Genomic DNA, 18,988 nt, shown 5'->3' with positions numbered 1-18,988 from the left:
TCTTGGATCTCCAAAGTTAACGTTACGTTATCTTTAGAGGGAAGTACTGTCCATTATTTTGGCTAGGATCAACATGATGAAATAGCTCTCTTAAAATCAAAGGTTCAGCTTGATCAAATGCAATATCCCTAGTCTGAACGATCTGCTTCAAGAATTTATTCACATTGTTGTCGATATGAGTGACTGTGATCTCCTGCCAGATACTAGGCACAATCAGGGCTAAAGGACGTATTTTATAAAAATGAGAGGCAATATTAATCCCATACGGATCAAGATCACCATAAAATGCCAACAAGCAGTTATCCGATACTTGTTCTAATAATTTAACTACTGTTTTAATGTTGGCCCCATGCCCACGATAGACAAACAGGCTCGACTGCCACTCAAGAGGCAACTGCATATACCAATCAAATACCCTATTCATCATGGCACCATTTTCAATAATAATGATGCGCTGTATCGATTGTATGTCATCCCTGGATGAATTTGGTCAAAAGTGAGACGATAAATATCCTCAAATCAGTAAATCATGGCTTGCCAACTGGTCGAATCTCAACACGTTCTTTGCCTATCCAATGGACATTCGCAAGGCGATTTATACCACCAATGCAATTGAATCCTTGAACAGTGTCATTCGCCATGCCACCAAGAAAAGAAAAATCTTCCCAACCGATGAATCTGTGAAAAAAGTGGTATATTTAGCGATTATGGCAGCAAGCAAAAAATGGACGATGCCCATTCAGAATTGGAAAGCTGCCATGAATCGTTTTAGTATCATGTTTGATGAACGTGTAACCAAGTATTTTTAAAACCACATTTACACAGAATTATTTACACCCTCATTAAATAGTGTAATTATCAGTAGATACCAAATTTACAATCTTCAATGGCTTGCATTTTTTTAGTAGTTGACTCAGCCAACGTTTTACGTTGCTCTTGAATTGCAGGGTCACGAGTAAAAATAGGTAGTTCTTTAACTTTAGTCCGATATTCTGTTTCAATTTCATGACACACTTTAATATTTTCTATTGTTTTATTGACAAAATTTTCATCTACTTTTTTGTACTGATTTTTAGAAATACGTAATGTTTGACCATCATCAGATAAATGTAAGGGCATAGCAGCTAAACCATTATTAACCGCTAAAGTATCATCTTTTTTTTCCAATACGAGAGAACTTCCCTCTTTACCATTCACCACATTACTACGAGCAACCACATTTTCTTTAAGAATATAACTATCTTTACCCTCTTTAAAAATTTGCATAATGCGCTTTCCTTGCACATTTTCTAATTGCCAGTAGCCAACCATTTTGTCATGTTTATTACCACAAGCTGATAAAAAAACCGTCGACATTGATAATAAGATTACTAACTTTTTCATAAGTAAACCTCTGAAAATAATAAAGATTCTTCTAAGCACAACTTTTTATAACTATCACTAGTCGTTTTTAGGTTAAACTGAAATATATCAAAAAATAAATAAAATACATACATTTATTTTTAATTGAATTATTTCAAGTGGAAACTACACCCCAAATTTGCTAAATAGGTTTTCCAGCGTTTCAGTTATACAATGTTTTATGAGATCTGGACTAAATTCAACAGCATCATGAAAAGTTAGAACAACAAAATATCCGAAACTATTCCCAAAAGATGTCAAACAGGAAGCCCATTTGAAACTTTACTTAATGGAAAACGAATTTGGGCTGATAAGAATTTAGCCCAAATTTAACCTGACAGGCACAATAAAAAACGGGGAACTGTCAGATCAGTTTTGAGCTAGTATAAGTGAAGGGTTGTCCTTGTTAGCAGCAGTGTAAAAATGCCCCCTTGGTTATGGTTAATATAGCGGTCTTTTTGAACACTATCTGTACCCTATTCTTTTGAACTGGAAAGCTCTTCAGCCAACTGCTCAGCCTGTTCCAATACAGTTTCTGTAGCCAATAAAGCCATATCAGGTGGATAGCCATACTTCTTCAGCAATCTCTTCACGATGACTCTTAACTTTGCTCTAGCAGCTTCCTTGATCGTCCAATCCAAAGTCACATTCTTACGAATAGAATCAGTGAGTACGACTGCAAGTTCTCTCAATATGTCTTTCTGCATCAATTCTCGAGCACTGTCATTGTCTGCTACTGCTGAGTAGAACGCATATTCGTATTCAGTCAGGTTGAGTTCTTCAGCCAGTTTGTCTGACTCCTGAATTGTCTTAGCTAACTTGATCAGTTCATCAATGACTTCTGCTGCAGTAAGTACCTTGTTCTGATAACCCTTAATTGCTGAAATCAACATATCCATGAGCTTCTTACCTTGGGTGACACTGCGTTGCTCTCGTACCTTAATCTCATCACCAAGTAACTTCTTAAGTGTTTCAAGCGCAATGTTCTTATGCTTATAGTCTTTCATCTCCTGCATAAACTCATCAGAGAGAATCGAGATATCTGGTTTCTGAATCCCTGCAGCATCGAAGATATCTACCACTTGCTCTGTGACTAGAGCTTGGTCAATGGTTTGCTTTACCTTGGCTTCAAGCTCAGCATTACTTAAGCCAGAAATCTTGCCTGTACCATCACTAAACTTAGCAAGACGTGCTTTGACTGCTTGGAAGAATGCCACCACTGGTGCAGCTTCCATAGCATGTGGATGAGGTACAGCTAATGCGAATGCCTGTGACATCGCTGTGACTGCTGTCAGGAAGCGAGTCTTCCCTTCTCCTTGATCTACACCAAGGATATGCTCTTCCGCTTCTAAAATGATGTTGAGCTTACGAGAAGTATCTGCAGTGAAGTACTCTTGGTAGTTGAAGCCATGCAAAATGCCATCAAGCACTTCTAGCTTTTCTTGCAGGATCGTTGCAGCTTCATCCTGCACCAATGCAGGATCACCTTTACCACCTGCTTCTGAGTAAAACGATAAGGCTTCTTTCAAGTCAGATGCGATACCAAGATAGTCCACAACCAAGCCACCAGCCTTGTCTTTGTAGACACGGTTGACTCGTGCAATCGCTTGCATGAGGTTGTGACCTTTCATTGGTTTGTCGATGTAAAGGGTGTGCATACTTGGGGCATCGAAACCAGTCAGCCACATATCACGAACAATAACGAGTTTGAGCTTATCATCATTGTCTTTCATACGATCTGCTAAGCGTTGGCGCTGTTGCTTGGTAGTGTGATGTTTAGCAATCACCTCACCATCTGAAGCTGAGGCAGTCATCACAACTTTGATTACACCATCATTCAGATCATCACTGTGCCACTCTGGTTTGATCTTTACAATCTCGTTGTAAAGGTCTACAGCGATCCTGCGAGACATGCTGACGATCATGCCTTTGCCTTGGTTTGCATTGGCTTTAAGACGCTGCTCAAAGTGTTCTACGATGTCCTTTGCAATGGCTTTGATACGTTCTTTACTGCCGATCAAACCTTCGACTCTTGCCCACTTCGCACGTTCTTTTTGAGTTTGGTTTAAGTCATCTTCAGTAAACTGGTCATCAAAGTCTTCAATCAGCTCTTTGCCTTCCTCACTGATGGCAATCTTAGCTAGGCGGCTTTCATAGAAGATACGAACAGTTGCACCATCCTCCACTGCTTGCGAGATGTCATAGATATCTACATAGTTCCCGAAGACTGCAGGTGTGTTTACATCCGTCTTCTCAATTGGTGTTCCTGTGAAACCAAGGTAAGTAGCATTAGGAAGTGCATCACGCATGTACTTGGCAAAACCATAGACAGTACGTTTACCGACAACCTTGCCATCTTCATCTTTGACATCGACTTCCTTGGCATTAAAGCCATACTGAGAACGATGTGCTTCATCTGCAATCACGACAATGTTGGTTCGGTCTGACAGTTGCTCGTAGACGCTAGTGCCATCATCCGGTTGGAACTTTTGGATGGTGGTGAAGATCACGCCACCTGAACCCACCTTGAGTAACTCTTTGAGTTCTTCTCGGCTGTCTGCTTGTCGTGGTGTTTGTCTAAGGAGTTGGCTTGATGCAGCGAATGTACCAAAGAGCTGATCATCTAGATCATTACGATCTGTGATCACAACGACTGTTGGATTATCCAAAGCCAAGACAATCTTGCCTGTGTAGAAAACCATAGACAAAGACTTACCTGAGCCTTGGGTATGCCATACCACACCGGCTTTCTTGTCACCGACTGCTTGTTGCTGTACCAATTCGAGCTTACTTCTACCTTGATGTTGCATGGCAACTTCTGCTGATTTCGAGTCCGAGTTCACTGCAGACGCACGAATAGTCGAGAGGACTGCTGCATTCACTGCATAGTACTGATGATATGCAGCCATCTTCTTGATGGTCTTAATGGTGATTAAGCCATTGGTATCCTCGTGCTTCGTTGATTCATAGACAATGAAGTGTCGAATCATGTCGAGTAGTGTGACTGGATTCAGTAAACCATGAATCAGGACTTCTAGCTGTGCTTGTGTCTTCTTGGCTTTGGTTTGACCATTGTTTGTCTTCCACGCCATGTAGCGACTGTAGTCTGCTGAGACAGTACCTGCTTTCGCCTCTAAACCATCAGAGATGACGTTGAAAGCATTGTAGGTAAACAAGCTAGGGATTTGGCTTTGATAGGTCTGTATTTGCTTGTATGCGCCTTCTACAGTGGCATTCTCGTCTGTTGCATTCTTGAGTTCAATGACCACCAAGGGTAAGCCATTCACATACAAGATAATGTCTGGTCGTCTTGTCCAGCGATCTTCTTTGATGGTTACTTGATTGACGACAAGGAATTCGTTATTGGTTGGATTCTCAAAGTCAATCAACCAAGCATACTCACCTTGAGTGTTACCCTCTTTGCTCACCTCAATGTTAATGCCCTCAGTGAGCAGTCGGTGGAATGCTTGGTTATTACTGAGTAGATCAGGGGATTGAATATTGGTGACTTGCTTTAGTGCTTCAGTACATTTGTCTTGGCTTAAATGAGGATTTAAGCGTTGTAATGCATCAAGCACTTTGTCTTCCAAGATGACCTGCTTATAGCTTCGTAGAGGGTTAGTGCCCTTCGATTCAATCTCAGGTCCATACACATAGGTATAGCCCAATCCCTCTAGTTGCTCTATCGCCATCAGCTCAATGTCTGATTCGGTCATCTTAGTCACTTGATTATTTCCCCCTAAACTTATCCATATAACCTGGACTCATTAATTTTTTATATGATGTAAAGCTAAGAAACCTTATTCATCGTCCTGCACGTTATAGCCATACTTCTGCACAGCATTCTCAATAGCGCCCTCAAACTTATGGCAAACATATAGATAGAGTTCAGCATCTACCATCAGTACTCCAGGAACACCTAAACCATCATTGAGTGGAATCAGAGTCTTTTGTGAACCAATCTGAACTGTTGGTCGTTGGTATGAGCAATTCACAGTGACTTTATGTGGCGATCTATTCCAGTCAATTTTCTTGGCTTCCCACTCACGACTACCGCCCAGCAAGGTGACTTGAATCTTGGATTCAGTCGCTGTCTTATTCAGTTGTTTGTAAGAGACAAACTTGGCGACTGAACAAGGAGAGTGATAACAGGTTTCTATGACTTTACCTTTTTGTATGCCGCTATGATTGAATTTAGCCGGTGCTGCTTGAACGGTTGCAGCAAAGCTAACTACAGCAATCAAGCCAAATCCCATTTGAATCATGCGCTTTATCATTCTGTTTTTCCTCTTTGTTCTCTTTTACTTAATCCATCGGCACAGCGATCTTATTCACTTTCCAACTCAAACCATCACGAACCATTTTGACAGTGACGGCTTTGGAATCATTTGGATGTTGGATCACAACCTCAAAGTCACTGAATGAGGTATAGCGAGTTTTGTACTCTGCTTGATCTTCTTCTTTGGTTTCTGTTGTTGATGCTCCCTGTGATGAATGTGCTGCATCTTTAAGGTCTTTGCCTTGCATCATCATGGTCATCCCTTCAGGTGTGACAAAACCATCAATCATCTTGTCTACCATGGTAGATGCAAGCATGGCACCTAGTGCTGCGAAACCATCATCTTTATGGGTTGCCATCTCTTTCATCATCATGGCATTCATTTGATCTTTGAAGCTCTGACGCACACTTGGATAGTCGATGTACTTGGACACCTTTTCGCTATCACCTACTTGTGCAGCATTCTTGATGTTATTGATGGCAATGTATGGCGAAGCATACAAGTAGCCACAGATCACTACGACTAAGGCAATGATTGCCCCTATAATTTTTTTATTCAATTCAGCCCCCTGAATGTAAAAAAGGTGAAGCCATCAAATGACTTCACCTCAAATGTTATGCAACTTCTTCTGTTTGGTATTGGACTCTGACTTCGCCGCTCATCAGCTTAGGAAGCAAGGTATCTCGTAGTTGTTCAAGTGTTTGGATTTGCTTCTTGTTAGATGAAACCTTTTGCATCGAAGGAGTAATCAACAGCGAATACTCTTCAAGGTAGTCTAAACTTGGAGTCTTAAAAGAGATATTTAACATATCTTCTGGCTTAACCCTTTGATGACTGCCACTGGTTCCCGAAGCACTCATTGCTAATTCATCAATAACATCTCTTGAATTGAATAAGCTATACAAGAACATTAAATGAGATCCTACTTTAGGCTTCAAATTCTGAAACTCTGTTGAACATACATAATTATCTTTGACATCAGTTAATAACCATATACGAGGCACTCTTGGATTCAGCTTTGAGACTAAAATTGAGTTCTCACATACTCTGTACTTATTACTCAGAATTTCCGCACCCAATTCAATAGTAGGCTTTTCTCCTGAATCAAAAGCAGGCAAACTAAAATGATAGTATGTCTTAAGAGGATCTTTTGATGGGTTCACATTGTCTTTGATATGAGTAGCTATATCACTTACTAGTAAATCATCCCAATCCTCTTTCGCTTCCTCAATAAACCATTGACGAAACAGTGTTTCAGCCATGGCTTCCAAAGTCTTGTTCTGACAGTGCAGTAAGTCGATCTTGTCATCTAATGATGAAAGGATTGAGGCTATGGCTTTTTGTTCAGGGAGAGACGGAAAGCATATCTCTTCTTGATGAACATCATTACGGTTAACTCCAGGCACCGCACTTTTGTCACTAAATTTTTCCCAATCCAATGTTTGCAAAAAGTAGTAGATGAACTTTTTGTCATTCCCCTTAAAGTCGTTTACATAAAGAGATGTGTTTAATGGCCAAAATGGTACATCACTGAAAAAAACTGAACCAATGGTTCCATATCGGCCCGTCACAACACCTGATTCATTTACTTTGGCTTCATTATGAAAATCAGCAAAACCTGAAGAAGCAATGATGGGAACACTACCAGAAACACGAGATTGCTTTGGTAAGTCATAACCACGTTTTAGGGTAAAGAAGCTATCTAATCGCCCAACCTGCCACTCACTCATACAACCACCTTTGCTAAGTTCTCAGCAATGGCTTGGTTTAGCTTGGCTTCCTCAGCAAGCTGTGCTTCAAACTCTGCCTTTAAGCTTGTAAAGCGTACCTTGAAGTCGAACTCATCTTCATCATCAGCTAAACCAACATAACGACCTGGCGTCAGTACATAATCAAGCTCAGCGACTTTCTCAAGTGGTACAGATGCACAGAAGCCTGCAACATCCTCATACTCACCACCCTTGTTACGCCAATTGTGGTAAGTGTCTGTGATGAGCTTAATATCTTCATCAGACAAGACTTTGGTTCTGCGGTTAATCAGATGACCTAGGTTACGAGCATCAATGAACAGAATCTCATTGCTACGATCTTGGTATTGGCTTGAGTTAACACGGTCACGACGCATAAACCATAAAGCAGCAGGAATCTGTGTGTTCAGGAACAGCTTGGCAGGTAGGTTCACAATACAGTCGATGACATTGGCTTCTGAAACCAAGGCTTTACGAATCTCACCTTCACCACTGGTCTTAGAGGTTAATGCACCTTTAGCAAGCACAACGCCTGCCTGACCTTTAGGACTCATGTGATACAAGAAGTGTTGCATCCATGCGAAGTTCGCATTGCCTGCAGGTGGTGTACCTAGAGACCAACGAGCATCACCCACTAACTGCTCACCGCTCCAATCAGAGACGTTGAATGGTGGATTAGCAATGATGTAATCCGCTTTCAGGTCTTTGTGTGCATCATTCAGGAATGAACCCTCAGAGTTCCATTTCACATGCTCTGAGTTAATGCCACGAATGGCTAAGTTCATCTTGGCCAAACGCCAAGTTGTCTGGTTACTTTCTTGACCATAGATGGAGATGTCGTCCACTAAACCCTGATGCGATTCTACGAATTTCTCAGACTGTACGAACATACCACCTGAACCACAGCAAGGATCGAATACACGTCCTTTGTATGGCTCTAGCATTTCAACCAATAAGCTCACGATGGATTTAGGCGTGTAGAACTGCCCACCTTGCTTACCTTCAGCTAAAGCGAACTCACCTAGGAAGTACTCGAATACGTGTCCTAAAACGTCGGCAGAGCGATCTTTTGCATCACCTAGGGCAATGTTACCAATGAGGTCTATCAGCTCACCTAGGCTCGTAGGATCGAGATTTTGACGTGCATAGACTTTAGGTAGTACACCTTTGAGCTGAGGGTTCTCATTCTCAATGGCTTCCATTGCATCGTCTACAATCTTACCAATGGTGACTTGCTTTGCTTGGTTTAACAGGTATGACCAACGTGCGATCTCAGGAACGAAGAAGACGTTGTATGCAGTGTATTCATCACGATCTTCAGGATCAGCTCCTGCAAACTCTCCCTCACCTTCAACCAATAGGTTGTAGTGAGCTTCAAATGAGTCAGAGATGTACTTGAGGAAGATCAAACCAAGGACTACATGCTTGTACTCAGCAGCATCAATGTTCTTACGAAGTTTGTCTGCAGCTTTCCAAAGAATGACCTCAATGGGTTCTTGTTTGGTTTGCTTTGGAGTACGTGCCATGGAATTGTCCTGCAATGAATAGGTTATCTAGTTTTAGTTAAACCAATAGTACCCAATAATACGCTCGTGTGTAAGTATTGATACGTCATTTCTTGTCGTACAATTTAAGTATTAAAAAAGTGTAGCAAGTTGCTACACTTTTCAGACTAATCACAAACCCCACTTTAGCGATCGTTAAAGTGGGGGTATTTTCTAAACTTCTATCGCTTATTCATAGTGATTTATTTTTAAGCGTATTGATGGCTAAAAAATACAATAAAAATTAACTTCGATAAGTGCAAGGCGATTTTCTTCAAGTTTTGTGCTGTAACTGACAGTAAACATTGCTGCGTTACTTGCATAACAGAGACCCTGTAATTATTTTGCAACGGCAAAATTCGTTCAACAGTCTCCTTATCGGGACAATATAGATGCGCGACACGTTCATGAATGATATTGAGATCAATCGCTTTGTCTATTTTACGTATAAGATAATTTTTAGGAATAAACTCTTCTAGCGTAACCATATCAATTTCAGTTTGGGTGGTATAATTTTTCGCATGTGATAATTATAAAAAATTCTCACGTAAGTGTGAGAGTTTTATGAGCAAACTGAAAAGTGTAGCAAGTTGCTACACTTTTTCACTTTTCTGAATAAGCTGTTTTAAAAAATCTTCTAGTTGTAAAAGACTAGCTTCATCAATTTCTGAAATTTTAAGAGAGATATTGAGCTGTTTTTGATTCAGTTTGATATTTCCAGCAACCTTACCATCATATTCGATTTTTCTTACCACTGATGTCGTGGTTACTTTTTCTGGATCTTGACTCAATAGTTTTTCAGCATAAGAAGTAACTTTGCTTTGCTCCAGTTTTTTTTCTTTTAATTTCTCCCAAGCACCGAGTAAAGCTGTTTCCGCCTCCGAAAGTTGCTCTATATGATCCGATAAAAATTTCTTGAACGCTGTTGCAGCAGTACGACCGACTAGACCTGGCTCCAAATCCAGGTCATTCAACATTGCTTTAGGCAGCTTTTCATACGATAGATATTTGTACATATCTTCGCGATTTAAACCCAATGAATTAGCTAAACGTTGCTTGTTCTTCTTCAACTTTTCATCAAGTGAGTTCAAACCAATAAAAATTTCATAATCTGTCAGATCTTGACGCTTTAAATTTTCAGCTAGGGTTAACAAAGATGCTTCTTCATCATTAGCATCAATGATAATGGCTTCAATCACCGACTTGCCGAGTAATTGATGCGCCCGTAAGCGTCGCTCGCCTGCAATCAGTTCATATTTCAGATTATCAAGTTTACGCACTGTAATGGGCTGCAAAAGGCCGATTTCATTAATAGAATCCGCCAGTTCTTTTAATTGAGAATCTTCAAATACTTTACGCGGTTGGTTGGGACTGCGACTGATATCCTCAATAGGAACATTACGTCTAAATTCTTTTAGCTCTTTAATATTGTCTTTCTGTGCTTGCTGATGTTTTTCTGTATTTTGTTTCAATTTTTGAGCTAAAAGCTCTTTAGTGCTTGCCATAATACTCTCAGGTTTAAACTTTCGCTACAATTTCATAAGCAAGGCTTTCAAAAGCCTTACGTACTTTTGAATTTTTTTCTACTTTCAAAAGTGGCTGTTGCAGAATTGCTGCTTGATTAACTTTAGTACTTTGAGGAATGGTAGTTTGTAAAATTTTTCCAACCTGTTTTAAAGCTTCATCCCGAATCAATTTACAAACATTCTGACGTTCATCATGTTTAATCAGTAAAGCGCCTAAAAGCTCTAAATCTGGATTAATACGTTTTATCTTTTCAAGATGGTTTAAAAGATCTGTTACCCCATACAGTCCATATTGTGATCCAGATTCGATAGGGATAATGACATGTGTTGATGATGCTAAGGCATTACTGGTTAATAGTTTAAGACTAGGTGGGCAATCAATTAATATGAAGTCGTAAAGATCTTTTAACAGTTCTAGCTTGATGCTTAATTCTTCTGAAGGACGAGGAGCTTCTTCTTTAAGCTGGTCTTCAGTTTTTCCTAAATTTAATGAGCCATAAATTAATGATACTTTTTCAAAGTTTGTTTCTTCTTGTAATGCATCAGCTAATAATGAAATATCACCAACGAGTAATTCTGCTGAAGTAACAACAATTTCGCTTGGATGTTGGATCCCAATGTGTAAACTTGCGTTTGCTTGAGGATCTAAATCAATGACTAAAACTTTATTGCCAAGATTTGCAAGTTCAGAGGCTAGATGTACAACGGTCGTTGTTTTGCCACATCCACCTTTGTGGTTAGCAACCGTAATAATTTTTGCAGACATACGTGTCAGATGCTTCCGTATTTGAATGTTTAACAATATAAATAACTTTCACTCATCATACTATAGTTTTTAAATTTATAAATCTTATTTATTTAGGTGTAAAACAACTTAAAAAACTAATTTTTAAATAAGCTAGCTTAATTAATAATTAGTATAATTATTTATTTAGCTAATTAATAATTAAGACTGTTTTTTTGCTATATAAAACAAATGCTTATAATTTTAAAAGTGGAGGGCTTGTCACCGTAAAGTGGAAGGTTTGTCACTCAAAGGTGGAAGGTCTGTCACTCAAAGGTGGAAGGTCTGTCACTCAAAGGTGGGAGGTCTGTCACCGTAAAGTGGAAAGTTTGTCACAAGAGTGGAAGGTTTGTCACTACTATTTTTAAAAAGGTTATATTTTTTAAAAAACTCTTGCAAAAATAAATACTTAATTTGTTGATAAAGTTGGCTAAACAATCTTTAAGGGTGGAAGGTTTGTCACTATGTGTTAGCACCCTGTGGATAAATTTTTTTTATTGGATATTTCCTGATGATTATCTATTCATTTATACCTTTCAAATCTAATGAAAGGTGGAAGCCTTGTCACATCTAGGTTTCTATCTGACATAGCATACCTAAATTTGGAAGAAATAAGTGAAAATGGGTATTTTGAACTGTTAGTTTAGAGCTAAAGGTGGAAGGTCTGTCACTATATGGTGGAAATAATATATTTCATTCCACTTTAAGGACAATAAATCGTCAAAAATGCATATTTCTGATGACAAGCCTTCCACTCTTAGATTCTTGTGGTGAAAGTCTTGAAAGTTTTTCCACTTTTGTATATAAAAATAGAATTAAATATATAAATATCACGGTTATGACAGAATCAGAATCATTGCAAGAAGAATTGAATCATATTCCTTACTGTATAGGCAATATTCGTCATAATGGCGTTGTTAGCACTAGTAACCGCTTAATTCGCCCAATTGAGTTATCAGCCAATGAATATAAGGCGCTCCTATATGCAATGGCTGTTGCAAATTATAGTGAGAAAAATAGGGTAAATGGTGAAATCACAGAACAAACCTATATTTATCTGTATAAGGATGATTTGGCAGATTTACTAGGATTGAATAAACGCAATTCGATTAATGTTGCAATAGACCGGATTTATAAAGAACTTTCATCTAGGGTGGCTCATTTTATTATTGAGGAACCTACTGATGATGGTAAGAGAAAGACTAAAAAAGTACATTCTGTCGTTCCTATTATCCGTGAGTTAAGATGGGAAGATGATTCTAAAAATGCCATTCAGATTCGTTTTACCAGTGAGGTGTTACCGTATTTCACGCAGTTGGCTGGGGGGAATTTCACCACCTATCAATTGAAACATCTGTTTGCCTTGGATTCTGTTGCTAGTATGAGTCTTTATACGTATTTCATTAAAAATGAATTCAAGTACGCAAGCCAAAAGAGTTATGAAGTCCCAATGCTTTTAGAAAACTTGAAAGCTCTGATTGATATTAATGAAACTAAATATGATCGCTGGGTAGATTTTAGACGCTATGTATTAGATAAAATAGTTGCAGAAATTAACGAAAATACAGATCTACAACTAGAGTATGAAACCATAAAAAAAGGGCGCCCAATTGTGGGGGTGAATTTTAAACTGCATCAGCGTATTACTGATAAAACACTAAATGAAACTGCTGTAATTGAAAAAATTTATCTTGATGTTCCATTTGAAGAGAATGCATTAGTAAAAGAATTGGGGGCAAAATTCGATACGAATGTACGTTCCTGGTACATTTTTAATAATGATGAAAAGTATTCGCAGTTCAAGAAGTGGTTTAAAAAAATTGGTTGTCTCACTGACTCTCAAGCAAATATTGTTATTAATGACACTTTATTCCAAATGGATTTTGCTGAAGTTGGTATGAGCTTGAATGACTTTAAACGTAATATGAAGCATAAACTAAAAAATAATCCGGAATTTGTACAAAGTATTCGTGATAGGCTGAATGATATTTTTGGTAAAGAGCTTGTCTAAGGAAAAGTGTAGCAACTTGCTACACATTTTTTAATGTATCACTGAAGAATTCAAGTACTAAGAAAATTGGATACGGCGGATTCAAGCGGCAAGTGCAACAGTATAAAAACCAGACATAACTTCACTCGGTGTATACCAACCTAGGGTTTTTCTAGGACGATGGTTGAGTGCAAATTCTATCTGCTCTATTTGTTCGTTTGACACGTCATCAAACGATGATGATTTTGGCAGATATTGACGGATTAAACCATTCGTATTTTCATTTCTAGCTCGCTGAATAGACTTGTAAGGATCAGCAAAATACGTCTCTATGCCAGCATCAGTAATTCTTTTGTGTTCGGAAAATTCTTTGCCATTATCAAATGTCACACTATAAGCATGGCTCATTTGTAAACGATCTAATGCACAAGTAATCGTTTGAGAGGATTCTCTCGTTGACCCTAAATGAACAATATGTACATACAGGCTCTTTCGATCAACGAGAGTCAATAAAGCACCTTTATGATGTTTACCAATCACCGTGTCACCTTCGAAATCTCCTAAACGTTGTCGTTGATCAATGACCTGGTCTCGGCAGTGAATACTTGTTTTATCAATGATTTGCCCCCTACGATCCGTGTTTTTGTAACCGCGTTTTCGATATTTCTTCTGATGCCTTAAGTGTAGATGAAGTTTACCACCTTTTGATTTATCTTGATAAATGTACTGGTAAATCCACTCATGTGAAGGTACATCCAGCCAACCGCGTTGTGTTAAAGCACCTGAAATTTGTTCTGGTGACCAGTCCAAACCAATCAAATAATCAATATAAGCGAAGGCAAATGCTGTCATTGATGATGAAGGACGGTACCGTCTTTGACTTGCAAATTTAGCTGCCTGTTGAGCTCTATATCCACGTTGCCCAGTATTTCTTTTTAATTCACGGTAGATGGTTGATCGTGAACGTCCTAACTCCCGAGCAAGGGTAGCGATTGAACTTTTACTTTTCAAAGTAGCATAAATTTCGTATCTTTCATCTTGAGAAAGTTGGGTGTATTTCTTCATTGTGTGCTTTCCAATTGCGGGTTGAAAAAGTCTAATGATTCTATGAATACACCTAACTTTTTCAACTAACTACAAATGTGTTGCACTTGAGATTTGAATCTGCGTACAAAATATCTGTGTGTATAGCTGAATGAAAAATAGTTAAAAGAATAGATATTATTTTTAGATTTTACACTTTTGTTGTTCCTCATATATTTTTGCAGAAAAAAGTTTTTCAGTGCTCAAAAAATGGTGTGGTTAAGATAGGGAGATCAACCAAGTTTTAAGTATATAGAGTAATTTAGATAAAAAATTACTAAATATTTTTATAGCCTTTGTATAAAGCAGCGGATCATGAAAACTATTAAAATAGCCTAAGCTTATTAGCTTTGTTGTAAAAATTTACTCTGAGATGCTTCTTAAGCTAGATATTTGATGCTGTTGCGTCTAGCCACAAATGATAAGCTAAAGACCGTTTTAGCTAAAGATGATGACGATCAACTTGGCGATACCATTGATTTGTAAGTGTCCTCTAAACTCTATGCCAATCTTTTAATTTGGATCACTTTGTATGTCGGCAACTTTTGCAGTACACCATTTAAATAGGCATACAGATCTAGACCATTCAACTTTGCTGACTGGATCAATGTCATGATGTTAGCAACTCGCTGACCACTGCGCAGTGATCCAACATACAACCAGTTCTTACGACTTAAAGCCCAAGGGTGCATTTGGTTCTCCACCAAATCATTGTAAATAGATAGATTACCATCATCTGAATAGCGGCTTAAGGCTTGCCAGCGCTTTAGAGTGTAATTGATTGCCTTAGCGGTGGTAGAGCTTGATGGCACCATCAGATGATGTTGGTTGAGCAATTCATATAGTTGTTGCATCACTGGTTGACTATGCCGTTGCCGGTATTCGCAGCGTTGTTGCGCTGTACCGTCGGTCTTGTGCCTTAACTCTGCTTCTATCGCATACAATTTCTGAATCAGCACCAGTGCCTGTTCAGCAATCTGACTTTTCCCAGTGATATGCAGTTCATGGAATTTACGACATGCATGTGCCATGCAACCTACTTCAATGATCTGACCTGATTTGAAATGTGCTTTATAACCACTGTAATCATCACAGACCAGATGTCCCTGCCAGCCATTCAGGAATTCTTCTGCATGCAGACCTGAACGGTTTCTTGAAAGTCATAGATCACCCCCTTGCTGCAGCACCACCTGTTTTAAGGCATTGACCAGAGGTTCAAGTGTCTACACCACAGCGACCAATCCAATCTGACAGGGTGGATCTAGATAGATCTACACCTGCGCGCAGAAAGATCTGTCGCTGACGATACAGCGGTAAGTGATCAGCATATTTGGATACCAGCACATGGCTAAGTAACTCAAGTGTCGCAATACATTTATCGATCACATAGGCAGGCATCGTTTGCTGAGTCAGGGTGTCACATTGATCACAAACCCATTTACCACGCACATGCTGTTCTTTATAGAACTGCGCTGGTCTGAAATTCAATTTTTCACTGATATTCGCCGATACGACGCAGTGTGCACCCACAGATGTATTGCGTTGATGCAGATTCATGCTCAATACGTACGGTTGCTAAATGATCTGGGAGTAGTCGACGTTTATGTTTATTTATCCAATGAGCCGTAAAACACCCTCATTTATGGAGGTGATATAAGGCTCGATTTTTAATTCTAATGAGGTGATTGTTGTTGCTCGATGTATTGTTTAATAATTTCTAATGGCGCACCACCGCAACTTGAAGCAAAGTAACTTGGCGACCATAAAGAATCACCCCAAAGTTTGTTTTTAATTTCAGGAAAGTCTTTTCTAAGGTGGCGACTAGATAGACCTTTTAAGCTATTCACTAAATTTGAAATAGCAACTTTTGGTGGGTAATTAATTAATAAATGAACATGATCATCCTCCCCATTAAATTCAATCAATACAGCATCAAAATCCAAAGCCCGATATTGGCAATAGTCACCAACATAATATATATTAAATTGTATAAATTGCTGTGTATATAAGTACAATGAAATAAACAACTTACGTTTTCAAATATTTTTTATTGGAATTAATTTTTATTAAGATCGTTTAATTGTGGTCACATAAGTTTTTAAAAATTTACCAAATTATCACCAACATAATTTTGTGATGATTAATTAGGTAAACCGAATGGTAAAAAATCAGGTTGATGGAATTATATATGGCCAGCCTAGGCTTTTATCAGCATTAATTAACTGTATAACCCCCAAAAAAAATTAAAACAGACACTCACCATTAAAACTTAGGTGTAGCACGAGAGTTAAGCAGTATCCGTTACGATGATTTATTGAAGTCATTTTATTTCTAACTGCAATTGAGCAGGCCTACCAATGCAAGCCAGATGTAAACAAAATTTAAAAGCCGGTAGTGCTTTGCCTTGTTTTAAGGAATATAGCTGTAAGCGTGCATTATTTTCTTTTGTTGTTGGGTAACCTTCTAGTTTCTGATTTGCCTTGGCAAGTTTGAGTAGATTCGGCGTAATTTCTTTGTTTAAAAAATTAACCATATCTATTCCAAGTAAATGCCACATGTTGGCAGGAAACAGATCTTTGGCCGCATAGTAGAATTTTTCCAGATTCTGAATATTTTTCCGCGTTGAATGTAAACCTGTATGTGAAGCAGTTACGTGATTAATAAAGAATTCTAAGACATACCTAATATTTTCAGGTGACTTTTGATAGCAGGCTTGTAGATAGTTAAAAAAATGTGTGACCAATAAAAGGTCCTCATTAGTATCAATCATTGACGGTTTGATGTATTGCAGTTCGGTTATATGAAAAAGTCTTGGATTGTTTTTTCTAGATTTAAGTTGTTTGAGTTGGATTGCATTGTCATACCAATACTTGATGAGCTCATGAGATAGGCAAAGTTCTTGTGCTACGCGCTCCGTATCATATTTGTATAACTCTAATAAGCAGAGTGCCTTATAAAATAGATCAAGATCGATTTTAGATTCTGGAGTCGCGACAAAATAGTCAAAAATACAATGTTCTTGCGTTTGATTTACCTCTAATTCTGCATGTAGTGTGTGAGCATTGCTCGCTATCCATTTTTCTTGATTGTTTAGAAGGAGTTTACAGAGCGTTGTAGCATGCATTTCAAAATTGAATTCAGACTGATCATTGAGCGATTTTAGAAAATGTAACTCTTGTGTTGAATTGCTTATCCCCAGCATTTTCTTAACCAAACCATTGCTTAGTAATGGGCGATATTTGGAAAATTGATAACCTGCAATAAAGTAAGCTACATGAATATAACTTTTAAAGGTCTCGATGGGTTCGAGATGCCCCAAAAGATGTGCGATGATAATCCAATGATTTTGATCAATTGAATTACGTAATAACTCAGCCCTGAGCTGATTATATTCAACTTCCGTATAGTCTGTGAGGCTATCAGACAAAAAATGATAATCACATTTAAAAATTAATGCTAAATGATTTGCTGCAGAATGTCTAAATGAATGAAATGTATAGTGATGTTGCTTGAATAACTGATCCATAAAATTTTTAAAGGGTGCAGTCAGCATGTGCTGGCTGAGTTTCTTATTCTCATTGAACTGACTGAATAAATAATCATTCGGTTTTTTTGTTAACCGCTGTTTGACAACATATTGATGAAATTGTTGATACTCAGATGCTTTGAGTAAGCAATACACGGGCACGCTACGTTGCGCGCTGTCAGTCTTTAATCTGTGTTCATTGCCTATTTTTTCTGACCCATATGGCTTGACCAATAATGATATTCTGTTTAATCCTTCAGTATCTTTGATACGTAAACCAATCATTTCATTAATTCGCATCCCAGTTCTGTAAGCAAGCGTATAAATAAGACTAAGATTTTCATAGTCATGTTGAGAGATGATATTTTGTAGATGTGCTTGTTGAAGTTTTTTGATTAACAGTTGAAATGTGACTGGGCTGATAATACGTGTGCGTGGTCTGGTTTGTTGATCCAGCGTCTCTAAAGTGAATGCTGGGGCATCGAATAGTTGTTCTTGAAATTGATGAAAACGTTTGAGTGTTTTTACAATTTGAGCAGCCGATTTTTTAACAGTATCTTCGAGCAGACTTTCAGCAATACAGTTATTTTGATAAATCTGTGCATATATTTTTTGCAGGCGTGTTTCTTCATCGTCCTCAGAAAATTGATATTGTAAAGAATAGATTAGCCAAGGCTCACCAATTCGAGTGTAGTATGTGTAAATTGAGCTTTTGGCTAACTGGCTATTGTTGGAAATGATTTTAGCAAAAATTGTAGCGCAAAAATCAAATCTCTGAGCTAGCAGATCTATATCTTCTTGAGGTGGTTTAAAGAGACTAATTAACCACAGGGTGATTCGTTTACTGTATTCATTAAAGAGTTTTGCATTCTCCATACAATAATCGATCATGAGTTGATAGATTGGGGCATCTGTTTGGCGAAGACGAATAATTTTTAATAAGTCTTTATGAATTTTTAGTACATCTTTTAGTGCATCTTGATGTGTGCTGAATTAGCAGGAGACTTTCACTTGGGAGATTCTAGGCAGCTAACCGATAAAAGTCTTCTGCCATTTGATTTGGTGTCTTAAAATCCAAGCCTTTTTGAATTCTTCGCTGATTATAA

The 18,988-nt window shown here is 38.2% G+C and carries 14 protein-coding genes and 2 pseudogenes; 2 read left to right on the top strand and 14 right to left on the bottom strand.

Annotated features, from left to right (window positions below; all coding sequences use genetic code 11):
* Positions 1-22 precede the first annotated feature (22 nt).
* Complete coding sequence (locus tag FTU06_RS15250) at positions 23-451, bottom strand: hypothetical protein (protein WP_373682995.1); 429 nt, start codon at positions 449-451, stop codon at positions 23-25.
* Between the two features lie 49 nt (positions 452-500).
* Here FTU06_RS15250 and FTU06_RS15245 point away from each other — a divergent pair.
* Positions 501-809: pseudogene (locus FTU06_RS15245) on the top strand (transposase); the annotation flags it as partial.
* Positions 810-858: 49 nt separating this feature from the next.
* On the opposite strand, the gene FTU06_RS15240 reads toward FTU06_RS15245, so the two are convergent.
* The 9 genes from FTU06_RS15240 to FTU06_RS15200 form a co-directional block, all read right to left on the bottom strand.
* Entirely contained in the window at positions 859-1,383 is a 525-nt protein-coding gene (locus FTU06_RS15240; RefSeq protein ID WP_154320138.1) for a hypothetical protein, read from the bottom strand.
* A 494-nt stretch (positions 1,384-1,877) separates the two neighbouring features.
* Entirely contained in the window at positions 1,878-5,117 is a 3,240-nt protein-coding gene (locus tag FTU06_RS15235) for a type I restriction endonuclease subunit R (RefSeq protein ID WP_154320137.1), read from the bottom strand.
* Between the two features lie 84 nt (positions 5,118-5,201).
* A complete protein-coding gene (locus tag FTU06_RS15230) occupies positions 5,202-5,678 on the bottom strand; it encodes a hypothetical protein (RefSeq protein WP_070153126.1) in 477 nt (158 codons plus the stop codon).
* Between the two features lie 28 nt (positions 5,679-5,706).
* Positions 5,707-6,240 (bottom strand): DUF2939 domain-containing protein, encoded by a 534-nt coding sequence (locus tag FTU06_RS15225; RefSeq protein WP_167846516.1) that lies wholly within the window; start codon positions 6,238-6,240, stop codon positions 5,707-5,709.
* Between the two features lie 55 nt (positions 6,241-6,295).
* Positions 6,296-7,411: a restriction endonuclease subunit S gene (locus tag FTU06_RS15220; protein ID WP_104915058.1), complete on the bottom strand. Its 1,116-nt coding sequence runs from the start codon at positions 7,409-7,411 to the stop codon at positions 6,296-6,298.
* Positions 7,408-8,955: a class I SAM-dependent DNA methyltransferase gene (locus FTU06_RS15215; RefSeq protein WP_154320136.1), complete on the bottom strand. Its 1,548-nt coding sequence runs from the start codon at positions 8,953-8,955 to the stop codon at positions 7,408-7,410. Before FTU06_RS15215 ends, FTU06_RS15220 begins: the two co-directional genes overlap by 4 nt.
* Before the next feature lie 227 nt (positions 8,956-9,182).
* Entirely contained in the window at positions 9,183-9,461 is a 279-nt protein-coding gene (locus tag FTU06_RS15210; protein WP_070153138.1) for a hypothetical protein, read from the bottom strand.
* Between the two features lie 105 nt (positions 9,462-9,566).
* On the bottom strand, positions 9,567-10,478 hold the full coding sequence (locus tag FTU06_RS15205; RefSeq protein ID WP_070153141.1) for a ParB/RepB/Spo0J family partition protein: 912 nt from the start codon (positions 10,476-10,478) through the stop codon (positions 9,567-9,569).
* Between the two features lie 13 nt (positions 10,479-10,491).
* A complete protein-coding gene (locus FTU06_RS15200; RefSeq protein WP_094069344.1) occupies positions 10,492-11,265 on the bottom strand; it encodes a ParA family protein in 774 nt (257 codons plus the stop codon).
* An 856-nt stretch (positions 11,266-12,121) separates the two neighbouring features.
* Between FTU06_RS15200 and FTU06_RS15195 the strand changes: the two genes are divergently transcribed.
* Complete coding sequence (locus tag FTU06_RS15195) at positions 12,122-13,294, top strand: replication initiation protein (RefSeq protein WP_094069347.1); 1,173 nt, start codon at positions 12,122-12,124, stop codon at positions 13,292-13,294.
* An 81-nt stretch (positions 13,295-13,375) separates the two neighbouring features.
* On the opposite strand, the gene FTU06_RS15190 is transcribed toward FTU06_RS15195, so the two are convergent.
* The 4 genes and pseudogenes from FTU06_RS15190 to FTU06_RS15175 form a co-directional block, all read right to left on the bottom strand.
* Positions 13,376-14,338 (bottom strand): IS30 family transposase, encoded by a 963-nt coding sequence (locus FTU06_RS15190; RefSeq protein ID WP_077109281.1) that lies wholly within the window; start codon positions 14,336-14,338, stop codon positions 13,376-13,378.
* Between the two features lie 518 nt (positions 14,339-14,856).
* Positions 14,857-15,968, bottom strand: a pseudogene (locus FTU06_RS15185) (IS66 family transposase); the annotation flags it as partial.
* Positions 15,969-16,029: 61 nt separating this feature from the next.
* Positions 16,030-16,347, bottom strand: a complete 318-nt coding sequence (gene tnpA / locus FTU06_RS15180) for an IS200/IS605 family transposase (RefSeq protein WP_373684710.1) — start codon at positions 16,345-16,347, stop codon at positions 16,030-16,032.
* A 329-nt stretch (positions 16,348-16,676) separates the two neighbouring features.
* Positions 16,677-18,758: a tyrosine-type recombinase/integrase gene (locus FTU06_RS15175; protein WP_180147440.1), complete on the bottom strand. Its 2,082-nt coding sequence runs from the start codon at positions 18,756-18,758 to the stop codon at positions 16,677-16,679.
* Positions 18,759-18,988: the final 230 nt, after the last annotated feature.

The organism is Acinetobacter sp. YH12052, assembly GCF_013419835.1.
Lineage (GTDB): Bacteria > Pseudomonadota > Gammaproteobacteria > Pseudomonadales > Moraxellaceae > Acinetobacter > Acinetobacter amyesii.
The sequence above is the reverse complement of the archived record's forward strand: the minus strand, read 5'-3'. Positions and strand labels throughout refer to the sequence as shown.

Excerpts from the sequence above, each read along its gene's own strand:
- FTU06_RS15240 (WP_154320138.1), bottom strand. The coding sequence starts at position 1,383 with ATGAAAAAGTTAGTAATCTTATTATCAATGTCGACGGTTTTTTTATCA.
- FTU06_RS15235 (WP_154320137.1), bottom strand. The coding sequence starts at position 5,117 with ATGACCGAATCAGACATTGAGCTGATGGCGATAGAGCAACTAGAGGGA.
- FTU06_RS15230 (WP_070153126.1), bottom strand. The coding sequence starts at position 5,678 with ATGATAAAGCGCATGATTCAAATGGGATTTGGCTTGATTGCTGTAGTT.
- FTU06_RS15220 (WP_104915058.1), bottom strand. The coding sequence starts at position 7,411 with ATGAGTGAGTGGCAGGTTGGGCGATTAGATAGCTTCTTTACCCTAAAA.
- FTU06_RS15215 (WP_154320136.1), bottom strand. The coding sequence starts at position 8,955 with ATGGCACGTACTCCAAAGCAAACCAAACAAGAACCCATTGAGGTCATT.
- FTU06_RS15210 (WP_070153138.1), bottom strand. The coding sequence starts at position 9,461 with ATGGTTACGCTAGAAGAGTTTATTCCTAAAAATTATCTTATACGTAAA.
- FTU06_RS15205 (WP_070153141.1), bottom strand. The coding sequence starts at position 10,478 with ATGGCAAGCACTAAAGAGCTTTTAGCTCAAAAATTGAAACAAAATACA.
- FTU06_RS15200 (WP_094069344.1), bottom strand. The coding sequence starts at position 11,265 with ATGTCTGCAAAAATTATTACGGTTGCTAACCACAAAGGTGGATGTGGC.
- FTU06_RS15195 (WP_094069347.1), top strand. The coding sequence starts at position 12,122 with ATGACAGAATCAGAATCATTGCAAGAAGAATTGAATCATATTCCTTAC.
- FTU06_RS15190 (WP_077109281.1), bottom strand. The coding sequence starts at position 14,338 with ATGAAGAAATACACCCAACTTTCTCAAGATGAAAGATACGAAATTTAT.
- FTU06_RS15175 (WP_180147440.1), bottom strand. The coding sequence starts at position 18,758 with ATGGAGAATGCAAAACTCTTTAATGAATACAGTAAACGAATCACCCTG.